We start from the raw sequence: 13,408 nt of genomic DNA, 5'->3' as shown, positions 1-13,408 counted from the left end.
GGCTCGCTCCTACGAAGAGCCTGAAGTCAGACCTGGAACACCGGCACGCGGTGGCACCAGCGATCCTTGTATTCGCGGTCGGCGCGACCGAAGGAATAGCGCAATGGTTTGCCCGCCGCCTCGGCGTCGGCCCAGGCCTCCTGCGTGTTGACGAAGCTGAGCACGCTGCCGGGGCTGAAGTCGCGATTTTCCGGCGCCACGCCGCCATTGATGTATTCGACGCTGATCCACTTCGGCGCCTCGACCCGGTAGAGAATCTGGATCGCCACCGGCTCGCCGTCCAGGCGCACCAGGGAGCCGCGCATGAATTCGCGCATCAGGGTGAATACCTCGACGAGCCGCGCCTTGCCCGGCACATCGAACTCCCAGCGGCGTTGGAACAGGTCTGCATAAATACGCGCCTGCTCCTCGGGGCTCAGCTCACTCATGGGTTGCAGCACGCCGCCCGCCTCTTCCAGCAGGCGCTGTTCGCGGCGCTGGTTGTAGCGGAATTTCTTCGAGAAATCCGCCGGCGCTCGGTTCATCGCCAACTGCTCGGGTTGCTCGCGGGCATCGCTGACCTGCTCGCGGTTCAGCTCGGAGAGGTAGCGCACCTTGTGCCGCAACTCGATGCGCGCGCCTTCGGCGATGGGCAGGATGATCTCGGCATTGCCCAGGTCGAACAGGGCCTTCTTGCCCTCGCGCTTGAGCACGTCCTTGGACAGCGCCAGGTTGTGCCCCCAGGTCGGTACGGCGGCGCGCAGTTCGTCGCCCTCAAACCAGCCGAGGTAGCGCACCGGGATGCCGGCCAGCGCGGCCAGGCGCTCGACCACATCCGGGTGGGTGGCGACGCTGCCGCCGAAGGTGTGCCAGGCAGCGGCGTAGTCGGCCGCCGCGATGGGCGTCCAGCCGCGTTCGCGGAAAAGGCGCAGTCGGTTCAGCATGTCAGCAACGTCACACTGACTGCTCGGCGCCAGAGCCTGCCTCGACCGGGTCGTCAGCGAACTGCCGCGCGTGCAGGCGAGCGTAGTACCCGTTCTGCGCGATCAGCTGGTCGTGACTGCCACGTTCGACGATGTGTCCCTGGTCCATCACCAGGATCAGGTCCGCCGCCTCGATGGTGCTCAGGCGGTGGGCGATCACCAGGGTGGTGCGGCCTTCCATAACCTTCTCCAGGGCGGCCTGGATGTGCCGCTCGGACTCGGTGTCCAGCGCCGAGGTGGCCTCGTCGAGGATCAGCACCGGGGCGTCCTTGAGCAGCGCACGGGCAATCGCCAGGCGCTGGCGCTGGCCGCCGGAGAGCATCACGCCGTTCTCGCCGACCTCGGTGTCGAAGCCCTCGGGCAGGCGGTCGATGAACTCGCGGGCGAAGGCATCGTCGGCGGCCCTCTCCACTGCCTCACGCGGCTTGCTGGCCAGGTCTCCGTAGGCGATGTTGTTCAGCACGCTGTCGTTGAACAGGTTGACCTGCTGGGTCACCAGCGAGATATGCCGGCGCAGGTTGGTCAGCTTGTAGTCTTCGACGTCCACGCCATCGAGCAGGATCTGCCCGTCGCTGTGGTCGTAGAAGCGCGGAATCAGGTTGGCCAGGGTCGACTTGCCGCTGCCGGAGCGGCCGACCAGCGCCACCATCTGGCCCGGCTCGACGCTGAAGTTCAGATCCTTGAGTACCTGCTTCTCGGTGCCCGGGTAGGTAAAGCTGAGGTTCCTCACTTCCAGGCGACCGCTCACGCGCTCGCGCTCGACGGTGCCATTGTCCACCTCGGGCGCTTCGTCGAGCTGCTCGAAGATGCTCTCGGCGCCGGCCACGCCCTTCTGGATGGTCGAGCTGACCTCGGAGAGCTGGCGGATCGGCTTGGGCAGCAGGCCGGCCATGGAAATGTAGGCCACCAGATCGCCGACGGTGGCGTCGCCGCGCAGCAGCAGCACCAGGTACAGCAGCACGGCCATGGCGCTGTAGATCACCAGTTGCAGCATCGGCGTGTAGATCGCCGAGGTCTTGTTCATGCGCAGGTTCTTGCTGGTGTTCTCGTCTGTCACATTCTGGAAGCGCTGGCGCTCGTAGGCCTCGCCACCGAAACTGCGAACCACGCGGTAACCCTGGATGGTCTCGGACGACACATGGGTCACGTCGCCCATGGCCACCTGGATCTTCTTGCTCTGCTTGCGGAACTTGCGGCTGGCACTGGTCACCATCAACGCGATGACCGGCAGGATCGCCAGCATCACCAGGGTCAGCTTCCAGTTCATGTACAGCAGCGAGAGGAACAGGAAGACCACGGTCATGCCTTCGCGGATCACCACCTTGATCGCATCGGTGGCGGCGCCGGTGACCATGGTCACGTTGAAGGTGATGCGCGAGATCAGGTGCCCGGAGTTGTGGCTGTCGAAATAGCGGTTGGGCAGGGTCAGCAGGTTGTTGAACAGCGCGATGCGCAGGTCCTGCACCAGGCCCAGGGAGACCTTGGCGATGAAGTAGTTGCCCAGGAACGAGCCGACGCCCTGCCAGACCGCGATCGCCACCACCAGCAGCGGCACGGCGTACAGCAGCTGCAGGTCGCGCAACCAGGCCCAGGGGGAAGTGGGGAACAGCTTGGCATCCGGATGGGCCAGGCCGTCGACGAAATACTTGAGGATGCCCGCCAGCATGGGCTGGGTAGCGGCAAAGATCAGGAAACCGACGATGCTGAGCAGGAACATCCCCACGTATGGGCGCACGTAGGAGAGCAGTCGGAAGTAGATCTTCAGGCTCGAAGGTGCCTGGGGTTCGTTACCGGCCATGGAAGGATCGCACGCTTAAAAGGGCGCAGATTATAACACAGCACTCTCGTTTGCCCGGCGGCTGGGCTACTATAGCCGGCTCTCGAACAGGACCTTGCCATGCAACACCTTGCCCTCCCCGCCTACGAATCGCTGCGCGCCGGCGCCCAGGTGCTGGAAGCCGACAAGCACGGCGACAAGGTCCTGCGGCTTGCCGACGGCAATTTCCTGAAACTCTTCCGACGCAAACGCCTGATCTCCTCGGCGGCGTTCTACCCGTACGCGCAGCGGTTCGCCGACAACACCACGACGCTGCAGCGCCTGGCGGTGCCCTGCCCCGAGATCATCGCGGTCTACCGCATCACCGATATCGCCCGCGACGCAGTGCACTACCGGCCGCTGCCGGGCGATACGCTGCGCCAGGTCATTGCCGCCGGCGAGGGTGATACTCAACTGGCAGCACAACTGGGCACCCTGATCGCCGAACTGCACGACCAGGGCGTGTACTTCCGCTCGCTGCACCTGGGCAACGTGGTGAAGACGCCTGAAGGCAAGCTGGGCCTGATCGACCTCGCCGACATGAAGAAGCAGCGCCGGGCGTTGTCCCGCCTGCAGCGCAAACGCAACTTCGCGCATATGCTGCGTTACGCCAACGATCGCCAGTGGCTGCTGGACGGCAATACCGACAGCCTGTCGAAAGCTTATCTCGCGCGCAGCCCGGTGCGCTGGAGCCTGCCCGAGCTCAAGCAGATCCTCAGTTCGGCTCCATGACCGACGGCCGCACCTGCGGCCAACGCTCCAGGCACAGTCCCAGCAGAATCACCACCCAGGGCATCAGCCACATCGCGCGCGTGCGCTCCCACAGGCTGAAGACATCAAACTGCATGGCCACGCTGGAATACACCCAGAGAAGCATGACCGACAGCCCGAGCGCGCGCGTCCGGCAACGCCAAGCGTGAAGTCCGATCATCACCCACAGCAACAGGAACGCCAGCAGCGCCGGGATGCCGTACTGAATGGCGGTGTGTATCAGAAAGTTGTGCGCCCCATTGCGGTAGGTGCTGCGCTCACTGGACACCAAATAATCAGCCCCCAGCCCAACTCCCGTCCAGAGGTGCTCCTGGATCTGCGGCCAGGCATTGCGCAGCAGACCGAAGCGCTGCGCATCACCGCGTGCCAGCAATCCCGGTTCGGCCACGATAAGAATTGCCCCCCCCAACAGAAGCAGGAAGGGTAGCAGCTTGGCGATCCGACCGGGCACCAGGCTCAGGCTGAAGATTGCCGTGACCATCAGGGCCAGCAGGGCCCCCCGACTACCGCACAGCGCCACGTAGACCAGCGAAGCGGCCAGCAGAATCGCCCAGGGTACTTGCCCCCAGCCACGGCGAGGTAACAACGGCACGCACATGACAGTGACAAAGGCGATCGAATAGGCCGCGGCATTGGGGTTGTCCAGGAAGCCGCCGAATCCGTTCAGGCGGCCGCCAAGATATACCGGCTTCAGGATCAAGGCGGCCACACTGTAAAAACCGATCACCAGGACCAGCGAAAGCATGCCCAGTCGCAGTCGACGCTCATCCGCGCGCCCCCAGAGCACCCAGCCCAGGATGAACAGCATGAACAGCACAGCTTCCTTGAGTGAGCCCAGCGGCTTTCCCCCGCCCTTTGACCAGAGCAGAGACAGAATCGCCCAGCCGAACAGCGCCAGAAGCACCCACATTTCCTTGTGCGCCCGGAGCAGATGCCCGAGCTCCTGGCGACGGGTAATACACAGCCATAGGGACGGCAGGTAGACGAACAATATGACCATCTGGGAGTAGAATTTCATGGTCGGCGTCAGCATCACGCCAGCAATGCTCCACAGGACGCCAACCCCCAGCATTGCCTCCGCGATCCGACTTCCTCGCCGCTGGACTACGCCGGTCGGTGTCATACGCGGGCACCAAGCCCCCCAAGCGCGTTTCATCGCATCCTTCATTAGAAAAACATCTTCCTACCTGAACTTGAACAACAAATGGCGAATCCTCCGCCATGTAACACGATTCCAGCGCCAGGGGGGCAACTGGAGCAGCAGCGACCAGGCATACCCCTTGTCGCCCACAACGGACTGCTTGAGCGCCTTGTTAACGATACAGGTCATACCGGCCGCGTAAGCCGGATGATCTCGATAAGGGGCGACCGCCATGCGGTCGTAATCGAGCTGGCGCTTGTAGGCTGTCTTCGACAGGTTGCCCTCATGACGGCGGTAGCCGCTGACCACATCCGGCAGGACTTCGACCCGATAACCCAGGTGGGCGATCTTCAGGCTCATCTGGAAGTCCTGGATGCGAATCTCCGGATCATAGCCGCCAGCGCGTTCGATGGCATCGCGGCGGTACATCGCCACCGTCGCGCCGATGGCAATGGCCTTTCCCAACAGGTCGTCGAAGCTATAACGGCGCACACCGTCGCGCGGCTCGCCTTTCAGGCGCTTGCCATCGGCGTCGATGTAGATGACCCGCCCGCCAAGGCAGCCAACTTCGGGGTGCTCTTTCATATAACGTGCCTGAAGACTCAGACGCCCCGGCATCATGATGTCGTCGGAGTCCGGCGTTGCTACCAACTCGCCGCGGGCATGGCTCAACGCGGTATTGAGCGCGGCGCTGACGCCCTGGTTGGCCTGGCGGTAGAACTGGAAGTCATGGCGCTGCTGCAGTGCCTCAATTCTCTCGATGCTGGCGTCCTGCGAACCGTCATCGACAACGATCAACTCGAAGTTCGGGTAGTCCTGCTCGAGAATGCTCAGCAACGCATCTTCGATGTAACGCTCGCGGTTGTAGCAAGGCACCAGCACTGAAATCAGTGGGTATTCCACAGATATCTCGGCAGCCGGCAAGGAGTTGGACACCGATCAGACTCCCAGTACCAGGCGCAGACGCTCAAACATACCGGGCTGCGCTCGTTCGCGCAGAGGTGGTGTCATGGCCTCGACGATGCGCGCACCGATCTGACCGAATCCGAAACCTTCCTGCGCCAGCTTCCGCCCCGCTTCGGCGATCCGAGCCACCTGCTGCGGATCGGCCCGCAGCTGTTGCAGCTTGCTGCGTAACTGCGCCACGTCGCGATACAGCACCACGTTGTGCATGTCCTGCAAGCCAAGCGCGCGGTTCTCATCCTCGCCCTGGTCATAGGCCAGCAGCACGCAGCCGCAGGCCATGGCCTCGAAATTCTTGATCATGTATTCCCCCATGCCGACATCCGCGCTGACGAAGAAGCGAATGCGGTTGAGGGTATTCAGGTAGTCCTCGCCCGAATTGGTCTTGGTGACCAGCAGGTTTTCCACCCTGCCCAGCTCGTCCAGCAGCGCCTTGCGGCCGTTGTAGGCAACGCTGCCGGTGCTGCCGACGAAAGCCAGCTCGATATCGCGTTCCCGCCCCAGATCGTGGAGCAGGTCCTGGTCGTAGCCCTTCGGCACGAAGACCGCATCGAAGCCTTCCTGGCGCAGCCGCTCGCTGACCATGAAGCCCGAGCTGATCACCCGCGCCCAGGGCAGGCGACGATAGTGCGCACTGAACTTCCCGGTGTACTTGCAGGGGATGTAGTTCTGGTAGGCATCGTGCTCGAGGATGACCAGATTGGGCACGCTGCGAATGAAGGCGGCCTGGCGCATTTCCTTCTTGAAGCGCAGGAAGAACAGGATGCGATCGTACTTCGAGACATCCACGTGCTCACGGAAGTAACGGCGCAAATTAGCCTGCTCGTCGCTGGTCAACCAGCGCAGGTCGCAATCGCAGTGCTCGGCGATACCGTCGTACAGGCGATCGAGGATGGCGCGTTGCTCTTTCTGGACCAGGAACAGAACCTTCATACCGACTTGCCCACCTCGGGAGCCAATGGTTGCGATTTCGAGCCGATCAGGTCATCGACCTGCCCGAGGCTGACCTTGGGAATCATCTCGCCAGGCAGCCGGCTGTCGCGGGAAAGATTGAATACCTGGAATCTTGAGTCGATGACCCGCCGTGCCAGGATGTCGAAGTGCGGCAGGATGTGATCACCAAAGTCATCATCCAGGCGGCTTCTGACCTGAGCACCTGCTGGGTCGTAGAACTGGCCAAGCGATGAGTTCATGTCGACCCCGACCAGGAAGACTTTGTCGAAGCCCAGGAAATATGCAAGCTGTACTGCGGCATACGCGATGGTACGTGCATTGAAGTACCCGCGCGCGTAATTGCGGCTGAAACCGATACGGTTGGAGGTCTGGCTCAGCAGCGACCAGCGCATGACAAAATCCGGATCGCGGCGGGCCGACCAGGCGAAGGAACGGTCGGAAAGTCGCCGCACACCGATCCAGCGATTGACTCGCTCCATCAGCAGCAGGCTCTCCGCCTCCAGCGACCGCGGTTCCGCCTCGTACAGACGCTGCATCGACTCCAGATTCAACGCGGACCAGCGCGACAGGCGAATACCGCTGGCCAGTGCCGCGCTTTTCTTTTCCGCGACACCTGCGTCATCGCACAGGTAGAACAGCGGACGTAGACCGGCCGTTTCGAAACAGGCAATGGAGCCGTTCATGGCAATCATCGGCACGCCGGCGTAGCGCTGCATCGGAAACTCCGCCACCGAAGGGCCGGACGCGATGATAAACACCGGACCACTGCAACTGTTACGCAACGGCTCCCAGGACGCCAGCGGCCGGTACCGCCCATCAGGCAGGCGCAGACCTCGCTCTCCGGTACTGGCGATCTCCAGGGCCACAGTGTTCATTGTGCTCTTTCCGCCTCGAGCAGGGCCTGGATATCAGAGTATTGGGCGACCGCCTTGTCGGCAAAATAGCTCGGCGCGTCGTGAAACTCACTCCAGCCCTGGAGAAAGACGAAATCAAGCCCGGCGGCCTCGGCACACTGGTGGTCGAAGCGGCTGTCCCCCAGGAACAACGCAGGGCCCTGAAGATTACCTGAAGCCTGCTCGCGTGCCAGGATGCTGTCCTTCGGCGTCGGGCTGCCAAAGATCCCACCGTCGAAGAGAACGTCCAGCCCCCTAGTGGCGAACACGTCATGCAACTCGGCTTCATCGCCGCCGGAGACGATCATCCAGCGGCTCTGCGGCAGCAGCTCGCGCAATTGTTGCAGGCCCGGCGCGACGGCGCATGCGAGCAGTCCCTGGCGCACGGCGCTGGCGTACTGATCAAGGAGCACCGGCAGATGGTCCTGCATGTCATCCACCTGGAGTATCTGCTGCAGGAAATACTCGAACTTGCGATAGCGGGAAATGCCGCCATTGGCCTGGTGATAGTCGACGAACGCCTGCGCGGCGGCCTCGCCAAACGGCAGGGCAACCTGACGGAACGCCTCTGTCTTCACCGCATTGGAGTCGAGAACGACGCCATCGCAATCAAATACCAGACAACGGTAGTCGGCGAGCGGGCGCTGCATCAGAGCCCCCGCGCCAGGATGGCCGCTTCGGCTGCGGCGACGTCCTCGGGATTGTCCACGGCGATGGAGTCCTGGGACAGCTCGAGCATCCGCACTTCCCAGCCCAGCTCGAGGAACCGGAGGATTTCGATGTCTTCTAGACTTTCCAACGGTGTCTTGCTGTCGCAGGCCGCGAAAGCCGCCAGGGACTCGCGGGGGAAGGCGTACAGGCAGACCTGGCGCCAGCCGCGAACGAATTCGTTGCTCTTGGTGCCCGGGATGGTCGCACGCGACATGTACAGTAGCCGTCCATCCGGACGGAGGACGACCTTGGGCGTGCTGGTGCTGCGGAACTGTTCCTCTTCCTCGATGGCGCAGTAACCATTGAGCACTTCGCCCGGCCACTGGCTGCACGCCTTGATCATCCGGCGCAGATCGTCGGGGTTAAAGACCGGCTCGTCGCCCTGGACGTTGATGAAGATGTCCGCATCCAGTTGCTGAGCGCACTCGGCCAACCGGTCGGTGCCGGTCAGGCATTGCGAGGATGTCATCAGTACGGAGATGCCGTGCTGCTCACATACCTCGCGAATGCGATCGTCGTCGGTGGCCACATGGATTCGCTCGGCGGGACAGGCCTTCAGGCACTGTCCATAGGTCCGCACGATCATCGGCACGCCGTTCAGCTGCACCAGTGGCTTGCCGGGCAGGCGGCTGGACTGGTAGCGGGCGGGGATGATGACGGCGTAATCAGGCGTAGCGGCCATGGGCGACTCAGAGTGCGTAAATGGAAGAACAGGGTATCTGATAGCGGGTTGGCGTCACGGCAAGCAGTTCCGGCGCAGCGCATTGAGCCTGATAGAGCTCCAGCAGGTCGTTGACCTCGACATTGCGCGGGTCTTCTCCCGGATAACCGTCGAAACCCGCCAGCAGTACCCGTCGGGCCTTGCCGCTGGCAGCCACGGCGAGCGCATAGGCGGCAACCAGAGACGTCGGCAATGTACAGTGCCGCGAATGGAAACCAAAGCCCTGCTTTTCGATCGACAGGCCGAAGTCCAGGAGTGTCTTGCCGTCTAGGGAAGCACGTACATCCTCTGGCAACATCCCGGCCGGCGTGATCAAAGGCTGCGGCAATCGCAGGTGCTCGGCGCCGTCCGCCATCAGACGCAAGGGGTGACAGGCCGCACGCAGGTCGATCAGCTCCGGCGCAATGTCCGTCTGCGTGTTCAGCGCCAGCACCACCGGCCGGGACTTGCGAATGTACTGCTCGATCGCCTCCCGATGTCGCGCCACCCCCTCACCGCTCCCCAGCAGCAGGACTTCTCGGCCATCGAGCAGCTCTTGCGGCGCCCATTCGCCATGGGGCGCGCCGTGGTAGAAGTGGCGCGCCGCTTCCAGCGTGTCGGGGTTGTATTTCTTGCCGCCGCTGGCGCGCAACGCCTGGATGGCCACCAGCAGGTCCGAATTGCCATAACGGGAGTCGGCAAGCATCTCCTGGACGTAGGTCGGATGAATGCCGTGCATGCCGGCCAGGTAATAGTAGGGATTGGTCCCCCATCCATAGCGCTGCTGCATAGGCTGGAAGCGCTGCGAGACCAGCTGCAACAGCGGCGAGAGATTCCCGTTGCCGCGCTGCATGGCCAGATATTCGATGCGCGCGTTGCCCGGCCCGCGGCCCATGCCCAGTACCGTGCCATCCACCCAGGTGGCGCCAGCGGCAATGGCTTCGAGCGTATTGGCGTGCGCCAGCGCACGGTTGTCATGGGCGTGGATACCCAGTGCACCTTTCCAGCCCTGACGGAGCAGGCCGATGATCTGGCGCACGTCGGTCGGCGACAGGCTACCCATGCTGTCGGCGAAATACAGGACGTCCAACCCGAACTGCTGGGCCACTTCCGCCAACCGGACGATGGTTTCATCCGCCTGCTCGGCGATCTGCATCAGGTTGATCCCGACCTTGTAGCCTTGCTGCTTGAGCCATTGGCAGGCGGGAAGGACGGCCTCGAACTCATGGGCGTGACTGGCGATGCGCACCAGCCCGACGGGAGACTCGGCGGCAGCGGAAAACAGCAGCTTGGCAGCGGCCAGCACGCCCTCGGCGTGCTGGACCAGCTCGCTGGCATTGACCATGACGCCATAACAGACGCCGGGCACCAGCGGCAGGCTGCTCAGGAAGGCATCGGTGCTGTAGGCATGGCCGCCACGAAAGCCATGGCGCGCAAAGCCACGCAAACCCAGCTCGACATAATCGATGCCAGCGGCGGCCATGGCCCGCAGGTAGTCACGGACCAGCTCGGCGTCGAAATCCCAGTTGTTGTAATAGCCGCCATCACGCAGCGTGCAATCCAGCAGAAAGGCCTTGGCGTCGCTCACGTAGTCGTCCCTCGAGCGTGATATGGAAACGAGTCAGCGACCGCCGACGATCGCCTTAACCAGCGGCAGACTCCAGAACTCCCGTCGCACCGCCTCATCGGAGAAGCGCGTCTGCAGGCGCTGCTCCATCTGCTGCGCACAGGCCTCGCGTTGGCCGCGATCGAGCGCCGCCATATGGCCGAGGCCTTCGGCCAGGGCTTTTTCATCACGCAGCGGGAACAGGATGCCAACGCCTTCAACCACTTCACCGGCACCGCCGCCCGCGGTCGCGATCAGCGGCACGCCGGCGGCCATCGCCTCCAGCAGGACCATGCCGAACGGCTCGTGGTCTGAGCTCAGGGCGAACACGTCGAACGCCTTGAAATAGCGCTTGGCCTCGGGAACCTGGCCGAGGAACAGCACGCGCTCGGCGATACCCAGTTCGCGGGCCAGGTCCTTGAGATCCTCTTCCAGGCGGCCCTTGCCGAGGATCGCCAGCAGGCTGTTGTGCGGCAGCCGCGGCAACGCCTGGGCAAAGCCGCGCAGCAGGGTGGCCTGGTCCTTGTCAGGGTGCAGGCGGCCGACGTTGCCGACCACCCAGGCGTTATCCGCCAGCCCCAGGTGCTGGCGTGCCGGATAGCGGTCGAGCTGCTCGGCTTGCAGGGCATCGACGTCGACGCGGTTGTACAACGTCTCGATACGCTCGCGCGGCCAGGCAGGCAGGCAGGTACGGATCTCGTCGCGCACGGCGTTGGAGACGCCGAGCAGACTCAGGCGCTCGGCGAAGACGCGCGCGAACAGCTTGCGTCCCAGCCGCTGGAAGTCGCCGAAACCATGGTGCACGCCGATGATCGGCAATTTCGTGCCGAGCATGGCGATCCAGGTCGGCTTGAAGCGGTGCGCGATGCAGAAGCGGAAGTCGCGGGAACGGGCGATCTCGCGCAGGTCGCGGATCGCCTTGAGCTTCAGCCCGCGAATGTCTCGCGAGCTGTAGTCGAGGAACAGCACTTCGTCACTGGCGCAGCCGGAGGCTACTTCGGCGTCGGGCGCACCGGTGAGGAACACCGTGGTCACCCGGTAGCCGGTGCCGGCGAACAGGCTGGCGTACTGACGGGCGCAGTCGAGGAACGGCCCGTCATAGCCGTGGCAGAACTGCAGGACGCGCGGTTCAGCCGAGCGAGTCATAGGCCGCCGCGCCATCCTTGACCACCAGGATGTCCTGCATGATCAGGTATTGCAGGTCCGAGCCGTAGAACATGTTCAGGGCGTCGGTGGGCGAACAGATCATCGGCTCGCCACGGCGGTTCAGCGAGGTGTTGAGCGCCACGCCGTTGCCGGTGAGCTTCTCCAGCTCCTTCATCATGTCGTAGTAGCGCGGGTTGAATTCGCGCTTCAAGACCTGGGCGCGGGACGTACCGTCTTCATGGACGACTTCCGGCACGCGGGTCTTCCACTCTTCGTTGACCTCGAAGGTGAAGGTCATGAACGGCGCCGGGTGGTCGATCTTGAACATCTGCGGGCCGACGGTATCCAGCATCGACGGGCAGAAGGGCCTCCAGCGCTCGCGGAACTTGATCTGCGCGTTGATGCGGTCAGCCACGCCCGGCACGCTCGGGCAGCCGATGATCGAACGGCCACCGAGGGCGCGCGGACCGAACTCCATGCGGCCCTGGAACCAGGCCACCGGGTTGCCGTCCACCAGCACCTTGGCAATCAACTCGGGCACGTTGTCGATCTTGCGCCATACCGGCTTGGCCTCGTGGCGGGCGCAGGCGGCGATGACGTCTTCGTTGCTGTATTCCGGGCCGAGGTAGACGTGTTCCATCTTCTCGACCGGCACGCCGCGTTCCCAGGACACGTACGCGGCGGCGCCAACGGCGGTACCGGCGTCGCTGGCCGCGGGCTGCACGTACAGCTCCTTGACCTCGGGACGGGCGATGATCTTCTGGTTGAGCTTGACGTTCAGCGCGCAGCCGCCGGCGAAGGCGATCTTGCCGGTCTCGCGGATGATGTCGCCCAGGTAGTAATCCATCATCTCCAGCGCCAGCTTCTCGAACAGCGCCTGGATGCTGGCGGCGTAGTGGATGTAGGGATCGTCGGCGATGTCGCCTTCACGCTTCGGACCGAGCCACTCGATCAGCTTGGGCGAGAAGTAGTAACCCTTGCCCTTTTCCTTGTAGCGACGGAAGCCGATGACGTTGGCGTAGTCGGTGTTGATGATCAGCTCGCCGTTCTCGAACTTGGCGAGACGGGAGAAATCGTACTTGCTGGCGTCGCCGTAGGGCGCCATGCCCATGACCTTGAACTCGCCGTCGAGCATGTCGAAGCCGAGGTACTCGGTCAGCGCGCCGTACAGGCCGCCCAGGGAGTCCGGATCGTAGAACTCCTTGATCTTGTGGATCTTGCCGTTCTCGCCGTAGCCGAAGAAGGTGGTGGCGTATTCACCCTTGCCGTCGATCCCGAGGATCGCGGTCTTCTCCTTGAAGCCCGAGCAGTGGTAGGCGCTGGAGGCGTGGGCCAGGTGATGCTCGACCGGCTGGATCTTGGTCTTCTTCAGGTCGAAGCCCAGCTGCTGCAGGCACCACTGGATGCGCTTGTAGTAGCGGTGGTAGCGGCGGTTGCCGAGCAGGATGGCGTCCAGCGCGCGGTCCGGCGCATAGGCGTAGCGCTTGGCGTAGTGCCAGCGGGCCTTGTCGAAGATGCTGATGGGGGCGAAGGGAATGGCCACCACGTCAACGTCCGACGGCTTGATCCCGGCCTGTTCCAGGCAGAACTTGGCCGACTCGTAGGGCATGCGGTTCTTCGCGTGCTTGTCGCGGACGAAGCGCTCTTCTTCGACGGCCGCGACCAGCTTGCCGTCGATGTACAGGGCGGCGGAAGGGTCATGGCTTACGGCGCCGGACAGGCCGAGGATGGTCAATGCCACAGGG

At 63.5% G+C, this 13,408-nt stretch carries 12 protein-coding genes; 1 reads left to right on the top strand and 11 read right to left on the bottom strand.

Annotation, left to right across the window (positions count from 1 at the left end):
* Positions 1 to 26 precede the first annotated feature (26 nt).
* Positions 27 to 923, bottom strand: a complete 897-nt coding sequence (locus tag J5M67_RS00475) for a GNAT family N-acetyltransferase (RefSeq protein WP_207882217.1) — start codon at positions 921 to 923, stop codon at positions 27 to 29.
* A gap of 10 nt (positions 924 to 933) precedes the next feature.
* Positions 934 to 2,760, bottom strand: a complete 1,827-nt coding sequence (gene msbA / locus J5M67_RS00470) for a lipid A export permease/ATP-binding protein MsbA (protein WP_207882215.1) — start codon at positions 2,758 to 2,760, stop codon at positions 934 to 936.
* A 99-nt stretch (positions 2,761 to 2,859) separates the two neighbouring features.
* Between msbA and J5M67_RS00465 the strand changes: the two genes are divergently transcribed.
* The gene (locus tag J5M67_RS00465; protein WP_207882213.1) at positions 2,860 to 3,510 is read left to right on the top strand and encodes a lipopolysaccharide kinase InaA family protein; all 651 of its coding nucleotides are present in this window, start codon (positions 2,860 to 2,862) and stop codon (positions 3,508 to 3,510) included.
* On the opposite strand, the gene J5M67_RS00460 is transcribed toward J5M67_RS00465, so the two are convergent.
* Genes J5M67_RS00460 through J5M67_RS00420 form a run of 9 tightly spaced genes read right to left on the bottom strand, consistent with a single transcriptional unit; the run spans position 3,494 to position 13,404 of the window.
* On the bottom strand, positions 3,494 to 4,672 hold the full coding sequence (locus J5M67_RS00460) for an O-antigen ligase (protein WP_243434412.1): 1,179 nt from the start codon (positions 4,670 to 4,672) through the stop codon (positions 3,494 to 3,496). The two genes, J5M67_RS00465 and J5M67_RS00460, sit on opposite strands and share 17 nt — an antisense overlap.
* Positions 4,673 to 4,732: 60 nt before the next feature.
* A complete protein-coding gene (locus J5M67_RS00455) occupies positions 4,733 to 5,593 on the bottom strand; it encodes a glycosyltransferase family 2 protein (RefSeq protein ID WP_368735914.1) in 861 nt (286 codons plus the stop codon).
* 36 nt (positions 5,594 to 5,629) lie between these two features.
* On the bottom strand, positions 5,630 to 6,586 hold the full coding sequence (locus J5M67_RS00450) for a glycosyltransferase (RefSeq protein ID WP_207882211.1): 957 nt from the start codon (positions 6,584 to 6,586) through the stop codon (positions 5,630 to 5,632).
* Complete coding sequence (locus tag J5M67_RS00445; protein ID WP_243434411.1) at positions 6,583 to 7,482, bottom strand: lipopolysaccharide core biosynthesis protein; 900 nt, start codon at positions 7,480 to 7,482, stop codon at positions 6,583 to 6,585. The genes J5M67_RS00450 and J5M67_RS00445 overlap by 4 nt, the downstream gene beginning before the upstream one ends.
* Entirely contained in the window at positions 7,479 to 8,150 is a 672-nt protein-coding gene (locus J5M67_RS00440; protein ID WP_207882209.1) for an HAD family hydrolase, read from the bottom strand. The genes J5M67_RS00445 and J5M67_RS00440 overlap by 4 nt, the downstream gene beginning before the upstream one ends.
* On the bottom strand, positions 8,150 to 8,893 hold the full coding sequence (locus J5M67_RS00435; protein WP_207882207.1) for a 3-deoxy-manno-octulosonate cytidylyltransferase: 744 nt from the start codon (positions 8,891 to 8,893) through the stop codon (positions 8,150 to 8,152). The genes J5M67_RS00440 and J5M67_RS00435 overlap by 1 nt, the downstream gene beginning before the upstream one ends.
* 7 nt (positions 8,894 to 8,900) lie before the next feature.
* Complete coding sequence (locus J5M67_RS00430) at positions 8,901 to 10,499, bottom strand: aldolase catalytic domain-containing protein (RefSeq protein ID WP_207882205.1); 1,599 nt, start codon at positions 10,497 to 10,499, stop codon at positions 8,901 to 8,903.
* Positions 10,500 to 10,532: 33 nt separating this feature from the next.
* Positions 10,533 to 11,663 carry a glycosyltransferase gene (locus J5M67_RS00425; protein ID WP_207882203.1) on the bottom strand — a complete coding sequence of 377 codons (1,131 nt, stop codon included), beginning with the start codon at positions 11,661 to 11,663 and terminating at the stop codon, positions 10,533 to 10,535.
* Positions 11,647 to 13,404, bottom strand: coding sequence for a carbamoyltransferase (locus J5M67_RS00420; protein ID WP_017520455.1), 1,758 nt, complete (start codon positions 13,402 to 13,404; stop codon positions 11,647 to 11,649). The genes J5M67_RS00425 and J5M67_RS00420 overlap by 17 nt, the downstream gene beginning before the upstream one ends.
* Positions 13,405 to 13,408: the final 4 nt, after the last annotated feature.

This window comes from Pseudomonas sp. 30_B, from assembly GCF_017491605.1.
Lineage (GTDB): Bacteria > Pseudomonadota > Gammaproteobacteria > Pseudomonadales > Pseudomonadaceae > Pseudomonas.
The sequence above is the reverse complement of the archived record's forward strand: the minus strand, read 5'-3'. Positions and strand labels throughout refer to the sequence as shown.

What these genes read in the sequence shown, in the direction of transcription:
- J5M67_RS00475 (WP_207882217.1), bottom strand. Translation starts at nt 923, where the DNA reads ATGCTGAACCGACTGCGCCTTTTCCGCGAACGCGGCTGGACGCCCATC.
- msbA (WP_207882215.1), bottom strand. Translation starts at nt 2,760, where the DNA reads ATGGCCGGTAACGAACCCCAGGCACCTTCGAGCCTGAAGATCTACTTC.
- J5M67_RS00465 (WP_207882213.1), top strand. Translation starts at nt 2,860, where the DNA reads ATGCAACACCTTGCCCTCCCCGCCTACGAATCGCTGCGCGCCGGCGCC.
- J5M67_RS00460 (WP_243434412.1), bottom strand. Translation starts at nt 4,672, where the DNA reads ATGACACCGACCGGCGTAGTCCAGCGGCGAGGAAGTCGGATCGCGGAG.
- J5M67_RS00450 (WP_207882211.1), bottom strand. Translation starts at nt 6,586, where the DNA reads ATGAAGGTTCTGTTCCTGGTCCAGAAAGAGCAACGCGCCATCCTCGAT.
- J5M67_RS00445 (WP_243434411.1), bottom strand. Translation starts at nt 7,482, where the DNA reads ATGAACACTGTGGCCCTGGAGATCGCCAGTACCGGAGAGCGAGGTCTG.
- J5M67_RS00440 (WP_207882209.1), bottom strand. Translation starts at nt 8,150, where the DNA reads ATGCAGCGCCCGCTCGCCGACTACCGTTGTCTGGTATTTGATTGCGAT.
- J5M67_RS00435 (WP_207882207.1), bottom strand. Translation starts at nt 8,893, where the DNA reads ATGGCCGCTACGCCTGATTACGCCGTCATCATCCCCGCCCGCTACCAG.
- J5M67_RS00425 (WP_207882203.1), bottom strand. Translation starts at nt 11,663, where the DNA reads ATGACTCGCTCGGCTGAACCGCGCGTCCTGCAGTTCTGCCACGGCTAT.